At 71.7% G+C, this 21,164-nt stretch carries 17 protein-coding genes and 1 pseudogene; 9 read left to right on the forward strand and 9 right to left on the reverse strand.

Translation table 11 applies throughout. The features are described 5' to 3' along the window. Position 1: 1 nt before the first annotated feature. From DI005_RS32895 to DI005_RS32915, 5 genes are all read right to left on the reverse strand, one after another. Positions 2-1,441, reverse strand: a complete 1,440-nt coding sequence (locus DI005_RS32895) for an aldehyde dehydrogenase family protein (protein ID WP_113644683.1) — start codon at positions 1,439-1,441, stop codon at positions 2-4. After that, the gene (locus DI005_RS32900) at positions 1,438-2,652 is read right to left on the reverse strand and encodes an NAD(P)/FAD-dependent oxidoreductase (protein ID WP_112268847.1); all 1,215 of its coding nucleotides are present in this window, start codon (positions 2,650-2,652) and stop codon (positions 1,438-1,440) included. Before DI005_RS32900 ends, DI005_RS32895 begins: the two co-directional genes overlap by 4 nt. Positions 2,653-2,654: 2 nt before the next feature. Next, the gene (locus DI005_RS32905) at positions 2,655-2,978 is read right to left on the reverse strand and encodes a Rieske 2Fe-2S domain-containing protein (protein WP_233520402.1); all 324 of its coding nucleotides are present in this window, start codon (positions 2,976-2,978) and stop codon (positions 2,655-2,657) included. Between the two features lie 24 nt (positions 2,979-3,002). Then, on the reverse strand, positions 3,003-3,716 hold the full coding sequence (locus DI005_RS32910) for a TenA family transcriptional regulator (protein ID WP_112268851.1): 714 nt from the start codon (positions 3,714-3,716) through the stop codon (positions 3,003-3,005). A gap of 132 nt (positions 3,717-3,848) precedes the next feature. Further along, entirely contained in the window at positions 3,849-5,069 is a 1,221-nt protein-coding gene (locus DI005_RS32915; protein WP_113644684.1) for a CdaR family transcriptional regulator, read from the reverse strand. Positions 5,070-5,257: 188 nt separating this feature from the next. Here DI005_RS32915 and DI005_RS32920 point away from each other — a divergent pair. The 5 genes and pseudogenes from DI005_RS32920 to DI005_RS32940 all read left to right on the forward strand — a co-directional run bounded on the left by DI005_RS32920 (position 5,258) and on the right by DI005_RS32940 (position 10,060). After that, positions 5,258-6,049 (forward strand): annotated as a pseudogene (locus tag DI005_RS32920) (ABC transporter ATP-binding protein). Continuing rightward, positions 6,042-6,776: an ABC transporter ATP-binding protein gene (locus DI005_RS32925; RefSeq protein ID WP_113644685.1), complete on the forward strand. Its 735-nt coding sequence runs from the start codon at positions 6,042-6,044 to the stop codon at positions 6,774-6,776. The pseudogene DI005_RS32920 and the gene DI005_RS32925 overlap by 8 nt, the downstream one beginning before the upstream one ends. Before the next feature lie 28 nt (positions 6,777-6,804). Beyond that, positions 6,805-7,683, forward strand: coding sequence for a branched-chain amino acid ABC transporter permease (locus DI005_RS32930; RefSeq protein WP_112268859.1), 879 nt, complete (start codon positions 6,805-6,807; stop codon positions 7,681-7,683). Next, positions 7,683-8,732, forward strand: a complete 1,050-nt coding sequence (locus DI005_RS32935) for a branched-chain amino acid ABC transporter permease (RefSeq protein ID WP_112268861.1) — start codon at positions 7,683-7,685, stop codon at positions 8,730-8,732. Before DI005_RS32930 ends, DI005_RS32935 begins: the two co-directional genes overlap by 1 nt. Continuing rightward, positions 8,729-10,060: an ABC transporter substrate-binding protein gene (locus DI005_RS32940; protein WP_113644686.1), complete on the forward strand. Its 1,332-nt coding sequence runs from the start codon at positions 8,729-8,731 to the stop codon at positions 10,058-10,060. The genes DI005_RS32935 and DI005_RS32940 overlap by 4 nt, the downstream gene beginning before the upstream one ends. A 495-nt stretch (positions 10,061-10,555) precedes the next feature. Here the strand turns inward: DI005_RS32940 and DI005_RS32945 are convergent, their stop codons facing one another. Next, positions 10,556-11,701: a cysteine--tRNA ligase gene (locus DI005_RS32945; protein ID WP_112268865.1), complete on the reverse strand. Its 1,146-nt coding sequence runs from the start codon at positions 11,699-11,701 to the stop codon at positions 10,556-10,558. Between the two features lie 124 nt (positions 11,702-11,825). Between DI005_RS32945 and DI005_RS32950 the strand changes: the two genes are divergently transcribed. Then, positions 11,826-13,019 carry a CaiB/BaiF CoA-transferase family protein gene (locus DI005_RS32950; RefSeq protein ID WP_112268867.1) on the forward strand — a complete coding sequence of 398 codons (1,194 nt, stop codon included), beginning with the start codon at positions 11,826-11,828 and terminating at the stop codon, positions 13,017-13,019. After that, positions 13,016-13,789 carry an enoyl-CoA hydratase/isomerase family protein gene (locus DI005_RS32955; RefSeq protein ID WP_112268869.1) on the forward strand — a complete coding sequence of 258 codons (774 nt, stop codon included), beginning with the start codon at positions 13,016-13,018 and terminating at the stop codon, positions 13,787-13,789. The genes DI005_RS32950 and DI005_RS32955 overlap by 4 nt, the downstream gene beginning before the upstream one ends. Positions 13,790-13,804: 15 nt before the next feature. Here DI005_RS32955 and DI005_RS32960 read toward each other — a convergent pair whose 3' ends face one another. Both DI005_RS32960 and DI005_RS32965 read right to left on the reverse strand, forming a co-directional pair. Further along, positions 13,805-14,569: an IclR family transcriptional regulator gene (locus DI005_RS32960; protein ID WP_199543413.1), complete on the reverse strand. Its 765-nt coding sequence runs from the start codon at positions 14,567-14,569 to the stop codon at positions 13,805-13,807. A 63-nt stretch (positions 14,570-14,632) separates the two neighbouring features. Further along, a complete protein-coding gene (locus tag DI005_RS32965) occupies positions 14,633-15,976 on the reverse strand; it encodes an SLC13 family permease (protein WP_112268873.1) in 1,344 nt (447 codons plus the stop codon). Between the two features lie 144 nt (positions 15,977-16,120). On the opposite strand from DI005_RS32965, the gene DI005_RS32970 reads away from it, so the two are divergent. Both DI005_RS32970 and DI005_RS32975 read left to right on the forward strand, forming a co-directional pair. After that, entirely contained in the window at positions 16,121-17,296 is a 1,176-nt protein-coding gene (locus DI005_RS32970) for an alanine--glyoxylate aminotransferase family protein (RefSeq protein WP_113644687.1), read from the forward strand. Then, the gene (locus tag DI005_RS32975) at positions 17,293-20,181 is read left to right on the forward strand and encodes an FAD-binding and (Fe-S)-binding domain-containing protein (RefSeq protein ID WP_112268877.1); all 2,889 of its coding nucleotides are present in this window, start codon (positions 17,293-17,295) and stop codon (positions 20,179-20,181) included. Before DI005_RS32970 ends, DI005_RS32975 begins: the two co-directional genes overlap by 4 nt. 105 nt (positions 20,182-20,286) lie before the next feature. On the opposite strand, the gene DI005_RS32980 is transcribed toward DI005_RS32975, so the two are convergent. Beyond that, positions 20,287-21,153 carry a LysR family transcriptional regulator gene (locus tag DI005_RS32980; RefSeq protein WP_113644688.1) on the reverse strand — a complete coding sequence of 289 codons (867 nt, stop codon included), beginning with the start codon at positions 21,151-21,153 and terminating at the stop codon, positions 20,287-20,289. Between the last annotated feature and the right edge of the window lie 11 nt (positions 21,154-21,164).

A 21,164-nucleotide genomic window follows, 5' to 3' on the forward strand; every position in this document is an offset into this window, starting at 1 on the left:
CTCATCCGTTGCCGACGTAGACCGTCTTGTCGACGGTGTAGAAGTGCGACATGGTCTCGCCCGCCTGTTCCTTGAACGTCTGCGTACTGGAGCCCTTGACACCGCCGAACGGCGCGTTCATGGCCATACCGGTGGTGGGCTGGTTGACCTTCACCAGTCCACTGTCGACACGCTCGGCGAACTCCAGCGCCCGGCCGAGATCACGCGTGACGACCGAGGCCGACAGCCCGAAGCAGGTGTCGTTGGCCAGCCGGACGGCCTCGTCGAACGAGCCGGCGCGCAGGAACGCCAGCACCGGGCCGAACACCTCCTCCCGGGCCAGCCGCGACGACGGCTCCACGGCCGAGAACACGGTGGGGCGGAAGAAGTGCCCGTGTGCGACCGCGTCACCCCCGGGCGGCGTGCCGCCGGTGTGCAGCCGCGCCCCCTCACGCATGGCCAGCTCGACGTACCCCGCGACCGTGGCGAGCTGTTCGCGGGTGGCGAGCGGCCCCAGGTGGACGCCCTCGGACATGCCGTCGCCGACCCGCAGCGCCTCGGCGCGGCGCACGACCCGGGCAAGCAGCTCGTCGTGGACGGCGTCGTGGGCGATCACCCTGCTCGTGCCGGTGCAGGCCTGACCCGAGAGCCCGAACGCGCCGGCGACCACGAGGCCCGCCGCGCGGTCGAGGTCGGCGTCCTCCAGCACCACCACCGGGTTCTTGCCGCCCATCTCGAGCTGACAGCGCCTGGCCGGACCCACGGCGCCGTGGATGCGCCCGCCGACCGCGGTGGACCCGGTGAACGTCACCGCGGCCACCCGGTCGTCGGCCACGAGCGCCGCACCGGCCTCGGCGCCGCCGTGCACGAGCGCGATCGCACCCGGGGGCAGACCCGCCTCCAGCAGCGCCTCCACCAGCCGCCGCGCCAGCAACGGCGTCACCTCGCTCGGCTTGAACACCACGCCGTTGCCCGCCGCGAGTGCGGGACCGAGCTTGCGAGACGGGATGTTGAGCGGGAAGTTCCACGGCGTGATCGCCGCGACGACCCCGACCGGCTGCCGGGTGGTGTAGACCAGGCCCCGCGCCGCCGGGTAGGTCCGGCCGGTCATGCGCACCGCCTCGCTCGCGTAGTACCGCAGGTTCGCCGGCGTGCGGCGGACTTCCCCGAGCGCCTCCGCGAGGGTCTTGCCCTCCTCGGCCACGAGCTCGGCCGCCAGCTTCTCGGGATCGCGCTCCAGCACGGCCGCGGCGGCGGCCAGCACCTCGGCCCTGCGCTCGGGGCCCGCCTGCGCCCACTCGTCATAGCCCTCCGCCACGGCGGTCACGGCGTCGTGCACGTCGGCCGCCGTGGAGTCCGGTGCGGAGGCCACGACCTGCCGGGTGTCCGCGGGGTTGCGCCGTTCGACGAGCCGGCCACCGGACGCGCCGGTCCACTCGCCGCCGATCAGGTTCGCGGTCACGAGACCCCTTCCATCGCCAGGTCGAACAGGTCGGTGTCCTCGTCGCGCAGCACGGCAGGGTCGACCGGGGCCGCCTGTGCGATCAGTTCCTTTGCTGCCATCACGTCGGTGCCGCGCTCGGCGGCGAAGGCCGCCCTCGGTACCCCGGCGCGGAGGAAGAACGCGCAGAAGTCGAGCTCGGCGGGCGTGCCGCGCACGACGATCTCGTCGCAGCCCGCGGCGTGCCCAGCGAACTGCAGGTTCACGCCGTACTGGTCCGACCAGCACCAGTGCGGGTCGGCGAAGACGGCCTGCCTGCCCAGCATCGTGTCGGCCACCACGGTCGCCAGCCTGTTCGCCGACTCGACGTGCTCGGCGCGGATGCGCTCGCCGAAGAGCGGGTGCTCGTGGTTGGCGACGTCACCCGCCGCGTAGACGTTCGCCAGGCTCGTGCGGCCGGAGGGGTCGACGAGGATGCCGTTGTCCACGGCGACTCCCGACCGCTCGGCGATCTCCGTGGCGGGCACGATGCCGGCCGCGACCACCAGCGCGTCGGCTTCGAGGCGCTCGCCGCTCGCGGTCCGCACGCCTATGCCGTCGCGGCCCTCGGCGACCGACTCGACGGGGTCGCCCAGCCGCAGCCGCACCCCGTTCGCCCGGTGCAGCTCGGCGCACACGCCTCCCAGCTCGGCGCCCACCACGCGCAGCAGCGGCGCCTCGAGCGGGTCGAGCACGACGACGTCCGCGCCGCGCGCCCTCGCCGTGGCCGCCAACTCCGAGCCGAGGAACCCGGCTCCGGCGATCACGATCCTCGCACCGGGCCGGAGCCGTTCCCGCAGGCGGTCGGCGTCGGCCCGCGTGCGCAGGGTGTGCACGTGCTCGCCCGCGACACCGGGCAGCGTGCGCGGACTGCCGCCGGTGGCGATGAGCACGGCGTCGGCGGGCAGCCCGGTTCCGTCGGCGAGACGCACCAGCCCGGGCTCGACGGCGACCGCGCTCGTGCCGAGCCGCAGCCGCACGTCCTGCTCCTCGCACCACTGCTCGGTGAGCAGCCACAGCCCTTCCTCGACGGTGTTCTCCAGGTACTCCTTGGACAGCGGGGGCCGCTGGTACGGCCGGTCGAACTCGTCGCCGACGAGCTCGATCCGGCCGTCGAAGCCGCGCCTGCGCAGCGTTCGTGCGGCCACCGCGGCGGCCTGGCCCGCGCCTGCCACCACGACGGTTCTCAGCACTGCTACCTCGATTCCACGGGAATTCGCTGACGCTGCACCAGGTTCACGTACACCCGGCCGTCGGTGACGCGGACGTCGTACGTGGGCTGGCACAGCTCCTGGTCCTCGGCCCTGCCCGTCGCCGGGTCGAACTTCCACTGGTGCCCAGGGCACACCACCCGGCCGTGCAGCACCGTGCCCTTGCTCAGCGAGCGCTGCTTGTGCACGCACACGTCGTGCAGGGCGTAGACCTCACCGTCCACAAGGAACAGCGCGATGCTCTCGCCGTCGGCGACGACGAGCTTCTTCTTGCGCCGCATCAGTTCGCTCAGGTCGGTGAGATACACCCACCGCTCACCGGCGGCCATCGGTCAGGCCGCGACGAGGTCGGGCGCGACGTAGGTGTCGTAGAGCGACTTCGTGTACGCGAACCGCATCTCCGCACCCCACCGCACGAACCGCAGGCACCGCTGTTGCAGCTGCGGTGTGTCGGCGTGGTCGAGCACGATCTGGAACCCGCGCTCGCCGTGCACCTCGTCGGAGGTGATGTGCAGGTCGAAGAACTCGATCTCGTCCTCGGTGAAGCCGTAGACCTCGCGCAGCGGGACGATCTGCTTCTTGTAGATGCTCGGCACCTGCGATTCCAGCCCCACCACGAGCGCGGCCGTGGCGACGGCGAAGTGCTCCCGCATGGACACGGTGTAGCACCAGGCCTGCAGCCCACGGGTCACCGCGTTCATGTTGTCCGGGTTCTCGATGCGCTCGCGCGTGGTGCCGCACGACTCGGCGAACCGGATCAGCAGGTCTGTGTGCCGGATGTCGGCGAGCTCCTCCTCGTACATGTTCTGCAGGAGGAAGTCCTTCGCGCCCGTGCACGAGTCCGGGGTGTTGCCGTAGATGTAGCCGAGGTAGTCGGCGAACGGTCCGACGTAGTGGTAGTGGTTCTCAGCCCAGCGCGCGAAGTGGTGCCGTTCGAGCCTACCCTCCGCCCAGGCCGTGCTGAACGACGCGTTCTTGGCCTCGCGGCCCTTGATGGCGTCCTCGAGTGCGGCCCGGAACTCCGCGTGCGATAGCAGTTCGGTCATGTGATCACCTTCTGGCCGTAGGTCTGCTGTCGTCACCGAAGCTACGGAGCGGCGGGCACCACGCTCCATGGACACAGTGCACACGAGTGCGGCTCATTCCGTGTGCAGGATGAGGGATGCCGGACCGAGGACTCAGTGCTGCCTGCGCGCCATGAGCCCCAGCGCGAGCAGCAGTCGGTCGCGAGGCTCGGCGACCTTGCGCCCGGTGGCCGACTCGATGCGCTGGAGCCGGTAGATCACCGTGTTGCGGTGGCAGTACAGGCGCTGCGCGGCGTGCGTGGGAGAGCCGCCGCTGTCGATCATCGCCTCCAGTGTCTTGAACATCGTTTCCCGCTCCGGCTCCGGCAGGTCGAGCAGGCCGCCGAAGGCCACCTGCTGCAGCCGGGGGGTGAGGTGCGGGTTGCCGACGAGCAGCGCCTCCGGAAGCCGGTCGTCGAGGAACGCGACGCCGGGCTCGCGCAGGGTGCGCGCCGCGGTCTGGGCGAGGGTGTAGGCGTCGGCGACGTCGGCGAGCCGGTGCACCACCGGCGAGGCGCCCGCCCGGCCCGCCACCGCGGGGCCGAGCGCGTCGAGCACGGCGGCGGGGGAGCGGTCGCCCAGCGCGACCAGGCCCACGATGTCGGAGGGCCGCACGTGCCACGACGAGACGATCCCGTGTGCCGCCAGCACGTCGCGGGGCGAGCGCAGCGGGTCGTCCCGCGGGGAGTCCACCGGGGCGACGACGCACAGCATCGGCCCGCTCGTGGGCAGTCCCAGCGCGGTCGCGGCCTCCTCGGCGAGCGCCGGGTCGCCACCGCGGCCCTCCAGCAGCGCGTTGAGGAACGCGTGCCGCCTGCTCAGCTCCTGGCTGCGCAGCCGCGCCTCCTCGAGCCGGTAGGCGTCGACGAGCGCCGACGAGCTGGAGTCGATCACGCGCCACACGTACCCGGCCGCGTCGAGCAGCGCGTGGTCGTAGTACCCGGTGAACCGTTCCCGGGAGGTCTGCAGCAGTCCCTCCCAGATGACGCGGCCCCCGAGCCGGTAGGCGCGCAGCACCGCCTCCAGCGGCACGTTCTGCCGGGCGCGCAGGCGGCCGGTCTCTCGGGAGGTGTCCTGCGGGTCCTCGCCCGTGGGCACGTTGCCGCCCAGCGACTGCAGGCCACGTTCGATGTTGCCGCGCAGGTTCTCCCGCAGCTCGTCGGGGGCCGCGATGCCGAGCTGCGCGTAGGCAGGCTCGCGTTGCAGCACGATGATCGTCAGCCGGTCGGCGAGCGCCTCGAGGTTGTCGAGCAGCACGCGGCTCAGTTTGTGCAGCGCGTCCTTCGCGGGTTCGGGGCAGTCGAGCGCTCCGGTGCCCTCGGCCGACGATCTCATTCGCCGACCTTGGCACGGACCGCGGCACGAGGTCCAGCCGTTCCGGGCGGACAGCCCATAAATCGGACACATCTTTGGGCGCGGCGCCTATGGCCGCGATTGGGCGCCGCGCATCACCCTTAGGACCCTCGAAACCCCAACGGTGGGAGGCGCGAGTCGTGACGTTGCCGGAAACATCCGAGACGAGGTTGCCCAGCGCCCGGTCCGACCCGGCACCACTGTTCGCCGCCGACGGCGTCACCGTGCGGTTCGGCGGGCTCGTCGCGCTCGACGACGTGTCGCTCGCCGCGCAGCCGCACGAGGTGCACGGCGTGATCGGGCCGAACGGCGCGGGCAAGACCACGTTCTTCAACGTCTGCTGCGGGTTCGTCAGGCCCGACACCGGAACCCTGTGGTGGCGGGGCGAACCGGTGCCCGCGCTGCGGCCGGCTCAGCTGGCCGGGATGGGCATCGCGCGCACGCTGCAGGGGCTCGGGCTGTTCGCGGGCCTCACCGTGGCGGAGAACGTGATGGTGGGCGCGGATCGCTTCCGCCGCACGGGTTTCGCCTCGGCGCTGTTCGCGCTGCCCCGTGCGGGGGCCGATGAGCGGCGGCTGCGGGAGCGCGCGGCCGCCGCGATGCGCGAGGTTGGTGTGGAGGACTACGCGGCCCGCCATCCGGGCAGCCTGCCCTACCCCGTGCGCAAGCGTGTCGCGCTCGCGCGGGCACTGGCCGCCGATCCCGAGCTGCTGCTGCTCGACGAGCCGGCGAGCGGGCTCGGCGCCGACGACATGGCCGAGCTCGGCGAGCTCGTGCGCGCGCTGACCTAGCGGATGACGGTGATCCTCGTCGACCACCACATGGACCTCGTCATGTCCGTCTGCGACCGGATCACCGTGCTCGACTTCGGCCGGGTCGTGGCCGAGGGCAGCCCCGCGCAGGTGCGCGACGACCCCGCGGTGATCGACGCCTACCTCGGCGAGGAGGCCCGGCATGGCTGAGCCCCGCGGCACGCTGGACATCAGGGGACTCTCCGCCCGCTACGGCCCGGTGACCGCGCTCGACGCCGTCGACATCACCGCCTCGCCGGGGCAGGTCACGGCGGTGCTCGGCGCGAACGGGGCGGGCAAGACCACGTTGCTGCGCACGATCTCCGGCCTCGTCAAGGGCGCCGACGGCAGCGTGCTCCTCGGCGGGCGCGACCTCACCGGCGCCTCGGCGGAGACCATCGCGCGCGCCGGGATCGCGCACGTGCCCGAGGGCCGCGGCGTGATCACCGAGCTCACCGTCGAGGAGAACCTGCGACTCGGCGAGCTGCTCGGTACCGCGCGAAGGGGGAAGGGCGGCAGGGAGCACCGGCTCGACACGGTGTACGAGATGTTCCCCGCGCTGGCGCAGCGGCGGCGCAGGGAGGCCAACTCGCTCTCCGGCGGTGAGCGGCAGATGCTCGTGATCGGCCGGGCGCTGCTGTCCGCGCCCGAAGTGCTGCTGCTGGACGAGCCGTCGCTCGGTCTGGCGCCCCGGATCGTGGCGCAGCTCTTCGCGCTCATCCGTGATCTCGTCGACCGCGAGGGGATCACGGTGCTGCTGGTCGAGCAGAACGCGCGCAGCGCCCTGTCCATCGCCGACACCGGCTTCGTGCTCAACCTCGGCCGCGTCGTGGCGGCGGCCGACGCGGCCTCCCTCGCCGGCGACGCCGACCTCCGCCACGCCTACCTCGGGTTCTAGCCGTCTGGCAGGGAGGACGACGCAGACCATGCAGCAGTTCGTCAACATCACGCTGAACGGGCTCAGCCAGGGGGCCATCTACGCGGCCTTCGCGCTGGCGCTCGTGCTCATCTGGCGGGCGACCAGGATCATCAACTTCGCGCAGGGCGCGATGGCCATGTTCACCACCTACCTCGCGCTGACCCTCATCGAGAGCGGGCAGTCCTACTGGGTCGGCTTCGCCGCGGCGCTCGTGGCCGGGCTGGTGCTCGGCGCGCTCGTGGAGCGGATCGTGATGCGGCCCGTGGAGGGCGGTCCCGAGCTGAACGCGGTGATCGTGACGCTCGGCCTGTTCGTCGCGTTCCAGGCGCTCGCGGCGATCCTCTTCGGCGCGACGTTCCAGTCGTTCCCCGCGCCGTTCGGGCTGCGCGGGTTCACCGTCGGGGAGTTCACGATCGCGTTCACGCCGTTCAGCGTCTTCGTCATCGGCTCGGTGCTGGTGGTGATGCTCGCGCTCACCGCGCTGTTCCGGTTCACCGACCTCGGCCTGCGCATGCGCGCGTCGGCGTTCAGCCAGGAGGTGTCGCGGCTACTCGGAGTGCGCGTCGGCCGGATGCTCACGCTCGGCTGGGCGTTCGCCGCCGTCGTCGGCTCGCTCGCCGGGCTGCTCATCGCGGGCGGCAACCTGGTGCATCCCGCGTACATGGACGCGGTGATCGTGTACGGCTTCGTCGCCGCCGTGCTCGGCGGGCTGGAGAGCCCCGGGGGCGCCGTGGCGGGCGGGCTGATCACCGGGCTCGCACTGTCCTATGTGAGCGGTTACCTCGGCAGCGAGCTGGTGACGCTCGCGGCGCTGGGCATCCTCGTGGCGGTGCTGCTGGTACGCCCGCGCGGGCTGTTCAGCCGTGTCGCGGAGAGGAGGGTCTGATGCGTGCCGTCCTGCGTCGTCTCGTGCCCCGGTCGTTGCTGCTGCGCAACCTGCTGGGCGTGGTGGCCGGGCTCGTCGTCGTGGTGCTCGTGCTGGAGACCACGAGCCCGTTCCGGAACTCGCAGTTCGCCACGATGTCCTACTACGCCATCGCGGCGGCCGGGCTGACCGTCCTCACCGGACTCAACGGGCAGATCTCGCTCGGCCACGGCGCGCTGATGGCCGTCGGCGCCTACACCACCGCCCTGCTGCTGGAGGGCGGCTCCGTGCCGTTCCCGCTCGCGATGCTCGCGGCGGCCGCGGTGACGGCGGTGGCCGGTGTCGTCGTGGGCGCGGCGGCCGCCCGCCTGCACGGGCCGTACCTCGCCGGTGCGACGCTCGCGCTCGCCGTGGGAGTGCCGGGCCTGGCGATCTACTTCGACGGCCTGCTCGGTGGTGAGCAGGGACTGAGCGTGCGCTCGCCGCGCCCGCCCGACTGGTTCGCCGACGCGCACTACTTCCTCACCGCGGGCGAGCTCGGTGGCGCCAAGTACCTCGCGTATGTCGGCTGGATCACGCTGCTCGTGGTGGTGCTCCTGCTGGCGAACCTGATGGCGGGCCGGTACGGGCGGGTGTGGCGGGCGGTGCGTGACGACGAGGTGGCCGCCGAGCTCGCCGGCATGCGGCTCGGCGGGCTGAGGATCCTAGCGTTCGTGGTGAGCGCCGCGTGCGCGGGTCTCGCGGGCTCGGTGCTCGCGATGGTGGTGCGGCTCGCCGCGCCGAGCGGGTTCACGATCGTGCTCTCGCTGTCGCTGCTGACCGCCGTGGTGGTGGGCGGGCTCGGCAGCCTCACGGGCGCGTTGCTGGGCAGTGCGCTGCTGGTGTTCCTGCCGCCGGCCGTGACGAACCTGGGCACCGGTGCGGGCCTGACCGGCGTGCAGGCGGCGCAGCTCGCGCCGTTGGTCTACGGCGTGGTGCTCGTGGTGGTGATGCTGCTCGCTCCAGGCGGGGTGATGGGACTGCTCCGCCGGCTCTGGCGTCGGGGAATCAACCAAGGAGGAAGCACATGAGGCGACCGGGACATCGCGGTCTCGCGATCGGGGCCCTGGCGACGATCGCGGCGCTGCTGATCTCGTCGTGCGGCGCGGGCGGACGACCGGAGGACGGTGAGGGCGGTGGCGCCTCCGACGTGGGGGTGACCGCGGAGAGCGTCAAGGTCGGCGCGCACTTCCCGCTGACCGGCGTCGCCGCGCCGGGCTACAGCGAGATCCCCACCGGGACGAAGGCGTACTTCGACTACGTCAACGCCAATGGGGGCGTGCACGGGCGCACGATCGACTACGTCTACCGCGACGACGCGTACAACCCGACCAACACGAGCCAGGTCGTGAACGAGCTGGTGCTGCAGGACGAGATCTTCGCGATGGTCGGCGGGCTCGGCACCCCGACCCACAGCGCGGTGCTCGACTTCCTCAACGGCGAAGGGGTGCCGGACCTGTTCGTGTCGTCCGGCTCCCTGCTGTGGAACCAGCCGGGGAAGAACCCGCAGACGTTCGGCTGGCAGCCCGACTACGAGGTCGAGGGCAAGATCATCGGCCAGTACGTCAAGCAGCACATGCCGGACGCGAAGGTGGGGCTGTTCCTGCAGGACGACGACTTCGGCGATGACGGAGAGAAGGGCGCGCGGGCCTACATCGGCGACCAGATCGTGGCGGCGGAGCGGTACGCGCCCGGCAACACCGACGTGGCGCCGCAGATCGCCGCGCTGCAGGCGGCCGGCGCCGAAGTCGTGATCGGCTTCAACGTGCCGTCCTACACGGCCTTGAGCCAGCTGACGGCGATGCGGCTCAACTACCGTCCACAGTGGATCTACAGTAACGTCGGCTCCGACCCGGCACTGGTCGGGTCCCTGCTGAGCCGGTTCTCCGAGGGCAAGGTGACCGACGCGGCGATGCTGGACGGCGCGATCACCACGGAGTACCTGCCGGGCGTGGACGCACCGGAGAATTCGTGGACGAGGCTGTGGCAGAAGGTGTGGGACGCCCACGGCGGCAGGGGCGAGCTGACCAACTACCGGATCTACGGCATGTCGCAGGCGTACACCTTCGTGCAGGCGTTGCAGGCGGCGGGCCCGGAGCCGACGCGGGAGGGGATCGTGCGGGCACTCGAGGAGATCGGCGGCGAGCTGCGTGGTCCGGCCTTCGTGCCGTACCGGTACTCGGCCGACTCGCACGCCGGCCTAGCCGGTGTGAAGGTGGTCCGCATCGAGGGCGACGCCACGGAGGACCTCAGCCCGGTGCTGGTTACCGGCAACGGCGACACCGAGATCACGGAGTACACCGAGCAGCACGCCGGCCCTCCGCAGACCGGCATCCCGAACGTCCAGCCGGCGAGCTGACGCCGGCCCGCGAGTCGCCCGCCCGGGATGGCGAGTTCTGCGTTCGGGACGGCGAGTGCTGCGTTGGGGATGGCGAGTTGCTCGTTCGGGATGGCGAGTTCTGCGTTCAGGACGGCGAGTTGCCCGCCCGGGATGGCGAGTTCTGCGTTCAGGACGGCGAGTGCTGCGTTCGGGACGGCGAGTTCTGCGTTGGGGACGGCGAGTCGTGCGTTCGGGATGGCGAGTCGTCCGCCCGGGACCGCGCGAGTTCTGCGTTCAGGACGGCGAGTTGCCCGCCCGGGATGGCGAGTTCTGCGTTCGGGACGGCGAGTTGCCCGCCCGGGATGGCGAGTTCTGCGTTCAGGACGGCGAGTCGTCCGCCCGGGATGGCGAGTGCTGCGTTGGGACGGCGAGTCGTGCGTTCGGAGCGGGGGACTCGCGGTCCGGAGTGGGGGACTCGCCCGTCGGAGTGGGGGACTCGCCGTTCGGGGCGGGGGACTCGCGGTCGCGGTTCGCTCAGGTCAGGCCTAGGGCGGCGGTGAGCAGGCGGGCGGCGCCGCCGCCCGCCTCGATCGCCACGTCGAGGGCCGCCGAGACGCCGAGGTCGTCGGCGAGCAGGGCACGGATGCGCTCGATGTCGGCGTCGCCCGCCTCGATCGGGCGCCCAGCCGCGCGGTGTAGCCGCTCCAGCCGCGTCGCGGCGGCGTCGAGCACCGCCGGCGTGTAGTCCCAGCTCCGCGCCCACGGACGGTCGATGATCGCCAGCCGCACGACCGAGGCCGGGTACCGCGCGAGGAGGTCCTCCAGCAACACCAGGTTGCCCGTGGACTTGGCCATCTTGACGCCGTCGACGGTCACCGTCCCGACGTGCAGCCACGCACGCGCGTACGGGGTGACGCCGGACAGCGCCTCGGCCATCGCCGCGTGGTAGGCGTGGTGCGGGAACCGCAGGTCGGCGCCGCCCGCGTGGAAGTCCACGCCAACGCCGAACACCGACTCCGACATCGCCACGCACTCGGCGTGCCAGCCTGGCCGTCCCGGTCCCCACGGCGAGTCCCACGCCGGGTAGCCGGGCTCGCCCGCCTGCCACACGGCGACGTCCAGGGGATGCTCCTTGGCGGGATCGTCGGGCCTGCCGCCGTACTCGGCCGCGAGCCGCAGCGCCTCCGCCTCGGTGAGCCCCGCGCGCTCGGCGACCTGCCTGCCCCGGAAGTAGACGCCGCCGCCGCGCTCGTACGCGGCGTCCGCGTCGAGCAGTGCCGCGGCGAGCCGCAGCACCGCGTCGACGTAGCTGTGGGCCCTGGGCTCGAAGTCCGGCGCGCGCACGCCGAGCGCGGCCATGTCGCCCTCGAAGTTGAACTGCTGGAACGCCGCGAGCTGGTCGTACGGGGCGCCCGTCTGCCTCGCCGCCTCCACGAGAATGTCGTCGACGTCGGTGACGTTGCGGCACACGATGGGCTCGACGCCGAGCACGCGCAGCACCCGGCGCAGCGTGTCGACCCACACGAACGTCGCGGCGTGACCGAGGTGGGTCACCTCGTAGGGCGTGATGCCGCACGCGTAGATCCGTGCCCGGTCGAGCAGCCGCACGGGCCTGCCCGCGAGCGTCACCGCGGTCGCGCCGGCCATCGGGCGCTTTCTCGTCATCGACTCGAACGTCATGCCCACCCACGATGCCGCACGCGCGGCCGGGACGCGACTCCCTTGACCGGCCGATCGCCGCGACCGTACAGTCGTGCCGTAAGACGACAACCGTGCCGTATTACGGCACAGTCAGCGAGGGACTATGGCGTTCGCGCTGGGACACCTGAAGGTCATCGACCTGACCCAGGTCATGGCCGGCCCGTACTGTTGTCAGCTCCTCGGCGACCTCGGCGCCGACGTCGTCAAGGTCGAACCCGTCGGCAAGGGCGACGCCACCCGCCAGGCGACCGGCCACCGGTTGCCGCACGGTGAGAGCGCGGCCTTCCTCGCCGTGAACCGGAACAAGCGCAGCATCGCGCTGGATCTGAAGAGCGACCGTGGCCGCGAGGCGTTCTACCGCCTGGTGCGCGACGCCGACGTCGTGGTGGAGAGCTTCCGGCCCGGCGTCGCGGCGAAGCTCGGGGTCGACTACCCCTCGCTGAAGGCGGTCAACGAGCGGATCGTCTACGCGTCGATCTCCGGGTTCGGCCAGACCGGCCCCTACGCGGGCCGCCCCGGCTACGACCTGATCGCGCAGGCGATGTCGGGCGTCATGAGCGTCACCGGCGACGCGGGCGGCGACCCGGTGAAGAGTGGCGTGCCCGTCGCCGACATGTCCGCGGGCCTGTTCTGCGCGGTCGGCATCCTCAGCGCGTGCCTCTCCCGCGAGGTGACCGGCCAGGGCCAGGCCATCGACACCTCCCTCTACGACGCCGCGCTGGCCCTGTCGATCTGGGAGACCTCCGAGCTGTGGGCCACCGGTGAGGCGCCGGGACGCCTCGGCTCCGCGCACCGGGTCAACGCGCCGTACCAGGCGCTGCCGACGCGCGACGGCCACCTCACCGTCGGCGCCAACAACGACCGGCTCTGGCAGCGGATGTGCGCCGTGCTCGGCCGGGAGGACCTGCTGGCCGACGAGCGCTTCACCGGCAACACCGACCGCGTGCGGCACCGCGAGGAGCTCGCCGCCGAGCTGAGCACGACGCTCAAGGAGCGCGACACCGACGAGTGGGTGGACGCGCTGCTCGAGGCCGGCGTGCCCGCCGGGCCGATCCGGGACTACGCGCAGTCGTGCTCGGATCCGCACACGCTCGCCAGGGAGATGGTCGTGGAGCTGGACCACCCCACGGAGGGGAAGGTTCGTTCGCTCGGGATCCCGGTGAAGCTCAGCGGGACCCCTGGCAGCATCCGCCGCGTCGCGCCCGCGCTGGGCGAGCACACCGACGAGTTGCTGCGCGCGGCCGGCTGGACCGACGAAGAGATCGCCACGCTGCGAGCCGAGGGAGCCGTGGGATGACCGACCAGGTACTGACCGAGTTCCGCGGCCCGGTGGCGGTCGCGACGTTCAACCGCCCCGAGGCGCGCAACGCGATGACGTGGGAGATGTACGACGCGCTCGTCGAGTTCTGCGAACGCGTCGACGCCGACGAGGACGCGCGCGTGGCCGTGCTGCGCGGCGCGGGCGGCAAGGCGTTCGTCGCGGGCACCGACATCGCGCAGTTCCGGGAGTTCCGGGGCGCCGACGACGGGCTCGCCTACGAGAATCGCATCGAGGGCGTGCTGTCGCGCCTGGAGCGGGTGCGGGTGCCGACGATCGCCGCAATCGACGGCTACGCCACCGGCGGCGGGCTGTCGATCGCGGCGGCTTGCGACCTGCGCATCGCCACGCCGAAGGCCAAGTTCGGACTGCCCATCGCCCGCACGGTCGGCAACTGCCTCTCGATGGGCAGCTACGCGCGCCTCGCGCAGCTCGTCGGCGCGACGCGGGCCATCCATCTCGTCTACACCGCGGGCTTCGTCGGCGCGCAGGACGCAGAGCGGGCCGGGCTCGTCTCGGAGCTGGTCGCCGAGTCCGAACTGGACGATCGCGTGACCGCGCTGTGCGAGCAGCTCGCCACGCAGGCGCCGCTCACCATGCTGGCCGCGAAGATCGCGCTGCGGCGGCTGCGCGAGCACGCGCTGCCGCCCGGCGACGACCTGATCGCGATGTGCTACGGCAGCGAGGACTTCCAGGAGGGCGTCGCCGCGTTCACCGAGAAGCGCACCCCGCAGTGGCGTGGCCGGTGACGGGCCGTGCGCGGCTCACACCGGAAGCCGGTAGCCGAGCGTGGCGCTGATCCGCTGCGCGGCCTCGATCACGAGCTCGCCGTAGCCCTCCCTGAGGTCCTCGGTCATCCTGCTGCCCGGCGCCGAGATCGAGATGCTCGCGACGGGCGTCCCGTCGTGGTCGAAGATCGGCGAGGCGACGGCCGTGATGTCGGTGCGCCACTCACCGACGTTCGAGGCGTAGCCGCGCTTGGCCACGCGGTCGAGCTCGGCGAAGAACTCGTCCCAGTCGACGATCGTCCTGCCCGTGTAGCGTTCCAGCTTCCCGCCGAGGATCTCGCGCACCTGTTCCCGCGGCAGGGACGCCAGCATGGCCTTGCCGTTGGAGGATCCGTGCAGCGGCACGGCGCTGCCGAGGGGGATCACCGCGCGGATCGGGTGCTCGGTCTCGACGCGCTCGATGAGCACGGCGCGGTCGCCCTCGCGCACCATCAGGTGCGAGGTCTCGCCGGTCTCCTTGCGCAGCTCGTGCATGATCGCCGTCGCGGCGTCGCGCACGCTGAGGTCGGCGATCGCGCGCTGGCCGATGTGCAGCGCCCGCGTGGTGAGGACCCAGCGCGTCACCTCGGCGCCGTCGGGGCAGATCCAGCCCGCTGTCCACAGTGTCCGGAGGGCGCGCTGCACGGTGCTCTTGGGCAGGCGCAGCCTGCGGGCCAGCTCGCCGACCCCGACCGGCTGCGTGTACGCGACCTCCTCCAGCACGCGGAAGGCGGAGAGGACGGTGCGCATTCCCTCACTCATGACCGAAGTCTAACCGCCAGTGGAGCGGAGGGAGCCCGCCGACACCGGCGGGCTCCCCACGGCTCACAGCCAGCCGGGCACCACGAAGATCAGGCAGGTGACCACCGGCGCGACGGCGATCATGCTCATGCCCCAGATCATCAGACGCCGGAACATCGTGTCCCGGTGCTCCTGCGGCGTGCTCGCCACGACGAGGGCGCCGCTGGTGGAGAACGGCGACGAGTCGACGATCGACGAGGAGAGCGCCAGCGCGATGATCATGCCGACCGCGCCGACCTGACCGGTCTGCAGGAACGGCACCGCCAGCGGGATGAGCGCGCCGAGGATGCCGGTCGTGGACGCGAACGCCGACACCGCGCCGCCGATGAGACAGATCACGAACGCGGCCAGCAGTGGCACGCCGATGCCGGCGACGCTGTCGCCGAGGAACTCGATGGTGCCCACGCGCTCCATCAGGCCCACGTAGGTCACCACGCCGCAGATCAGCAGCACGGTGGGCCACGCGACCTCGCCGAAGCAGGTCTTGGTCTCCTTCGGCGACAGCAGGCAGATGACGGTGGCGATGCTCAGTGCCAGCAGGCCCACGTCGAACTCCAGCGCCAGCGCGCCGACCGCGAGCACCACCAGGCCGACCAGGGTCACCGTGCGCTGGGCGTTGAGAGTCGTCACCTGGGTGACGGGCTGGGTGCTCGTGCGCGTCACCGTCGTGGCGCCGCCACCACCGCCGCCGCCCACGGGCTCGCCGGCGCCGCCCGGCTCGTCGACGGGCGCGCCGCCCTCCTCGTCGGTGGTGACTCGCCGGCGCAGCAACTGCTTGCCACCGAAGAGGAAGAACACCACGACGCTCAGCAATGCGTTGAACAGGAACGAGCTCACCCACAGCAGAACCGGGTTCCCGGGAAGGCCGCTGCGTTCCACGACACCGTTGGTGATGCTGCCGAAAATGCTGATGGGCGAGAAACCACCCGCGCTGGCGCCGTTGATGATGAGCAGGCCCATGAGCATCGGGTTGATGCGGTAGCGCGTCGCGAAGTTCAGCCCGATCGGCGCCATGATGGCGACCGCGCCGGGCACCACGGCGCCCACCATGGTCAGCAGGCTCGTGACCAGGAACATCACCCACGGGATGAGCGCGATTCTTCCCTTCACGGCGCGGACGCCGGCGTGGATGAGCCAGTCGACTGTGCCGTTCGCCTTGGCGATGGCGAACAACAGGGTCACGCCGACCAGCACGACGAAAAGGTCGCCGGGAAAGCCGGAGAACAGATCGTCCGCGGACTCGTCGTAAATGAAGGTACCGATCAGGAAGGCACCGAGAAAGGCCACCGCTCCCATGTTCACCGATCGCAGAGTCGCGAGGAGAAAAATGAGAACCAGGCCGATGATCGAATAAATCTCTATGGACATGTGGCTCCTCGAGGCAGGCGTTGGCTCGCGGCCGCGACGGAATTCAGTGATTCCGCAATGCGAAAGCGTGGTCTCGCACCGAGGAAGTATGGCGCGCGACACTTTTGACCGTCAAGAGTCCTGAATAGACCAATGGAGAATCCGATGGCACAGCCGATCGGCCGGCACTTCCTGCAAATTCCCGGCCCCACCAACGTTCCCGAGCAGGTGCTGCGCGCGATGTCCGCGCCCACGATCGACCACCGCGGCCCCGAGTTCGCAAGCCTGACGCTCGATCTGCTCGAGGCGGTGAAGCCCGTTTTCGGGACCACGGGACCGGTCGTCATCTACCCGTCGTCGGGCACCGGAGCGTGGGAGGCCGCGCTCGTGAACACCCTCAGCCCTGGCGACCGCGTGCTCGCGTTCGAGACCGGCCACTTCGCCACGCTGTGGCGGGAGATGGCGGAGAACCTGGGCCTCGAGGTGGAATTCGTCCCCGGCGACTGGCGGCACGGCGCCGACCCCGAGGCCGCGGCCGATCGGCTCGCCGCCGACCGTGAGCACCGGATCAAGGCCGTCTGCGTGGTGCACAACGAGACTTCGACCGGCGTGACCAGCCGGATCGCCGAGATCCGGCGCGCGCTCGACGACGCGGGGCATCCCGCTCTGCTGCTGGTGGACACCATCTCCTCGCTGGGCTCCATCGACTACCGGCACGACGAGTGGGGAGTCGACGTCACGATCTCGTGCTCGCAGAAGGGCCTGATGCTCCCGCCGGGACTCGGCTTCAACGCCGTCAGCGAGAAGGCGCTGCGGGTGAGCGAGACCGCTGGCCTGCGACGGTCCTATTGGGACTGGAAGCCGATACTGGAGGCCAACCGGCGCGGCTTCTTCCACAGCACTCCGGCGACGAACCTGCTCTACGGCCTGCGCGAGGCGCTGCGCCTGCTCGACGAGGAGGGGCTGTCCAACGTGTACGCCCGCCATCTGCGGCACGCCGAGGCGACCCGCGCGGCGGTGCGCGCGTGGGGACTGGAGGTGCTGTGCCTCGACGAGCGCGAGCACTCCGCCGCGCTGACGGCCGTGGTGGTGCCGGACGGCCACGACGCCGACAAGATCCGCGAGCTGATCCTCGACTCGTTCAACATGTCGCTGGGCGCGGGCCTCGGCAAGCTCAAGGGCACCGTCTTCCGCATCGGGCACCTCGGGCACTTCAACGACGTCGCGCTGGCCGGAACGCTTTCCGGCGTGCAGATGGGCCTCGAACTGGCGGGCGTGCCGATCGACCAGGGCGGTGTCGCGGCGGCCCTGCGGGTGCTGACCGGGAAGGCGGGCGCATGACGAGCGAGCTGGAACGGCGCCTCGCCGCGGACCTCGCGGGCGAGGTGGCCTTCGACGACTACACTCGGCACCTCTTCTCCCGCGACGCGAGCATGTACTCCATCCGCCCGCTGGGTGTGGTGTTCCCCCGTGGCGCCGACGACGTCGCCGCCGCGGTGGCCGCCGCGCGCGACCACGACGTCCCGGTGGTGCCCCGGGGCGCGGGCACGAGTCTCGCGGGCCAGACCGTCGGGCCCGGCATCGTGCTCGACCTTTCCCGGCACTGCAACCGCATCCTGGAACTGGATCCGGAGGCGCGCACCGCCCGCGTGGAGCTGGGTGTGGTGCAGGACCAGCTCAACCGCGCGGCGGCGCAGCACGGGCTGATGTTCGGACCCGACACCTCCACCAGCAACCGCGCGACGCTCGGCGGCATGATCGGCAACAACTCCGCCGGCAGCGGCTCGGTGCGCTACGGCATGACGATCGACCACGTTCGCGAGCTCGACGTCGTCCTCTCCGACGCCACCACGGCGCACTTTGGGCCGGTGGACGAGGCGGAGCTGGCGCGCAGGGCCGCGGCGCCGACGCTCGAGGGCGCGCTCTACCGCGAGCTGCCGAAGATCGTCGAGGAGAACCGCGACGCGATCGCCAGTGGTTTCCCCGAGTTCTGGAGGCGGGCCACCGGCTACCGGCTCGACCGGCTCGCCGACCCGACGCCGTTCGACCTCGCGAAGTTCGTGGTGGGCGCCGAGGGCACGCTCGTGGTGGGGACCAGTGCGCTCGTCGACCTCGTGCCCAAGCCGAAGCACACGGTGATCGCGGTGGGGCACTTCGTCTCGACGCCCGCGGCGATCGCGGCCACCGAGGACGCGCTCGCCTGCGACCCCTCCGCGGTCGAGCTGATGGACCGCACGATCCTCGACCTGTCCCGCCAGAAGATCGAGTACGCCTCGCTCGGCTCGATCCTGGAGGGCGATCCCGACGCGCTCCTCTTCGTGAGCTTCACCGGCGACGACCTCGACGAGCTCGTGGGCAGGCTGCGGCGGCTGACCGCGGCGTGGCGCAAGCACGGGCACGGCTACCACACGCTGGAGGCCGTGACCCCGCAGCAGCAGGCTTCGCTGCTCAAGGTCCGCAAGTCCAGCCTGGGCCTGCTCATGGCCGCGAGTGTCGGGGCTCGCAGGCCGCTGGCGTTCGTCGAGGACACCGCCGTGGACCCGAAGCACCTGCCGGAGTACACCACCAAGTTCAAGGAGATCCTCGACCGGCACGAGATGGAGGCCGGGTTCTACGGGCACTGTTCCGTCGGCTGCCTGCACATCCGCCCGTTCGTCGACCTCACCGAGCCCGGCGGGGTGGAGAAGATGCGCGCGGTGGCCGAGGAGGTCAAGGACCTCGTGACCGCGTACGGCGGCGTGAACTCCAGCGAGCACGGCGACGGCCTCGCGCGCAGCGAGTTCAACCGCGAGATCTTCGGCGACGAGCTGTACGAGGCGATGCGCCAGGTGAAGCGGCTGTTCGACCCTCGGGGCACGCTCAACCCCGGCAAGATCGTCGACGCGCCGTCGATGACCGACAACCTGCGCGACCCCGCGCTGCCCGAGCCGGGACCGCTGCGCACGAAGCTGTCGTTCGAGGTGGTGGGCGGCATGCGCGCCGCGGCCGACCGGTGCATGAACATCGGGTTGTGCCGCAAGCAGGAGAGCGGCGCGATGTGCCCGTCCTACATGGCCACGCTCAAGGAGGAGGACTCAACGCGCGGCCGGGCGAACGCCCTCGTGAAGGCACTGTCCGAACCGGACCCGAAGGCGGCGCTCGGTGACGAGCGGCTGCACGAGGTGCTCGACCTGTGCCTGATGTGCAAGGCCTGCAAGAGCGAGTGCCCGCTCGGCGTCGACATGGCCAAGCTCAAGAGCGAGACACTGGCGCACCACCACGACGTGCACGGTGTGCCGATGCGCTCGCGGGTCTTCGGCTCGATCCGGGCGCTGAACCGGCTCGGCGCGGCCACGGCACCGCTGTCGAACCTGCCGGGTCGCCTGCGCCCGGTGCGCAGGCTCCTGGAGCGTTACCTCGGGATCACCGCGAACCGCCCGCTGCCGCACTTCGAGCGCAGTCACCTCGGCGCGTGGTTCCGCAGGCGGGGCGGCACGGGGAAACCCGCGCCACACGGGGAGATCGTGTTCCTCGCCGACTCGTTCACCACCTACACCGAGCCCGCGATCGGCCGTGCGGCGGTGGAGCTGCTCGAACGGGCCGGGTACGCCGTGCGGATGGTCACGCGCGGATGCTGTGGCCGGTCGAGCCTGTCCAAGGGGCTCGTCGACGACGCCAAGCGCAAGGCGGCGGCGCTCGTCGGGCAGCTCGCCGAGACCGACGCGCCGATCGTGGGCTGCGAGCCGTCGTGCGTGCTGACGCTGCGGGACGAGACGTTGTCGATGCTGCCGGGCGACCCCGCCGCCCGGGAGGTCGCCGGGCGGGTACGGCAGATCGAGGAGGTGCTCGCCGAGGCGATCGACGACGGACGCCTCGAGCTCGACCCCGGCGCGTGGCCCTCGGGCAGGCGCGTGCTCTTCCACGGCCACTGCCACCAGAAGGCGGAGGTCGGCACCGCGGCGACCGTGGGGCTGCTCCAGCGCATCCCGGGCGCCGAGGTGGTGGAGCTGGACGCGGGCTGCTGCGGCATGGCCGGTTCGTTCGGGTTCGAGGCCGAGCACTACGACGTGTCGATGAGCGTCGGCTCCGACCGGCTGTTCCCCGCCGTGCGGGCGGAGCCGGCGGAGACCGTGATCGCGGCGACCGGAGTGTCGTGCCGCCAGCAGATCGCCCACGGCACCACCCGGCAGGCCCGGCACCCGCTGGAACTGGTGATGGCCGCGGTGCGCGCGCGGCCCGCAGCCTGACCTCCCCAACGGTGCCGTTCGCGGATCGGGCCGAATGCAGTGAAGGCCACCATGCCTGCGTTGAACGCAGGCATGGTGGCCTTCACTGCCTAGGTTCAGGGCCCCTTACTCGTCCAGCTGCTCCCGGACGATCTCGCGCGCCAGCCGGGCCAGCGCGGGCGTCGCGGGGTGCGCGTCACCGCGTCGCCACGCCAGCACGAGCGGGATCGGCACGGCGTCGGTGACGGGCACGAACGCCACACCGGGATATTTGTGCACCCCGGCGGTGGCCGCCGAGGTCACGCCGGCCGCCCTGCCCGCCGCGACCGCGGCCAGCCAGTCGTCGGTGTTGGCCACGGTCACCACGCGGCCGGGGCGGATCTGCCGCGGCCACAGTTCCAGCGACGTCACGCCGGAAACGGAGTTGAGCGCGATCGGCTCGTCCGCGAGGTCGGCGAGCGTCAGCGACTTCCGCGCGGCGAGCGGGCTGCCCGTAGGCACCGCGGCGACCCTCGGTTCGGTGCCGAGGAAGTGGGTGACGACTCCCTCCGCGGCCACCGGCCCGCGCAGCAGCGCGGCGTCGACCCGCCCACTGAGCAGACCCGCCGTGCGGTCGTCGACGCGCAGCAGCTCCAGCGGCGTGCCGGGGTGGTCCCGTTCCCAGCGGCGGAGCAGCGTCGCCGTCGCCGCGCCCAGTGCCGACCAGGCGTGCCCGAGTCGCAGCGGCGGGCGGGTGAGCGAGGCGGGGTCGAGCGCCGCGTCGGCGGCGGCCACCACCGCGGCCGCGCGCTCGCGGAACGCCTCGCCCTGCGCGGTGAGGGTCAGGTGGTGGGTGGAGCGGTCGACGAGCCGCACACCCAGCCGCTGTTCCAGCTGGCGCAGCGTGCGCGACACCGCGGGCTGGGTCAGATGGAGAACGGCGGCCGCGCGCGTCAGGTTGCGCTCCTCGGCGATCGCGAGGAAGCACCGGAAATGCCGCAGCTCGATAGTCATGCGTGCCGAGC

Source organism: Prauserella sp. PE36 (assembly GCF_003311655.1).
GTDB lineage: Bacteria > Actinomycetota > Actinomycetes > Mycobacteriales > Pseudonocardiaceae > Prauserella_A > Prauserella_A endophytica.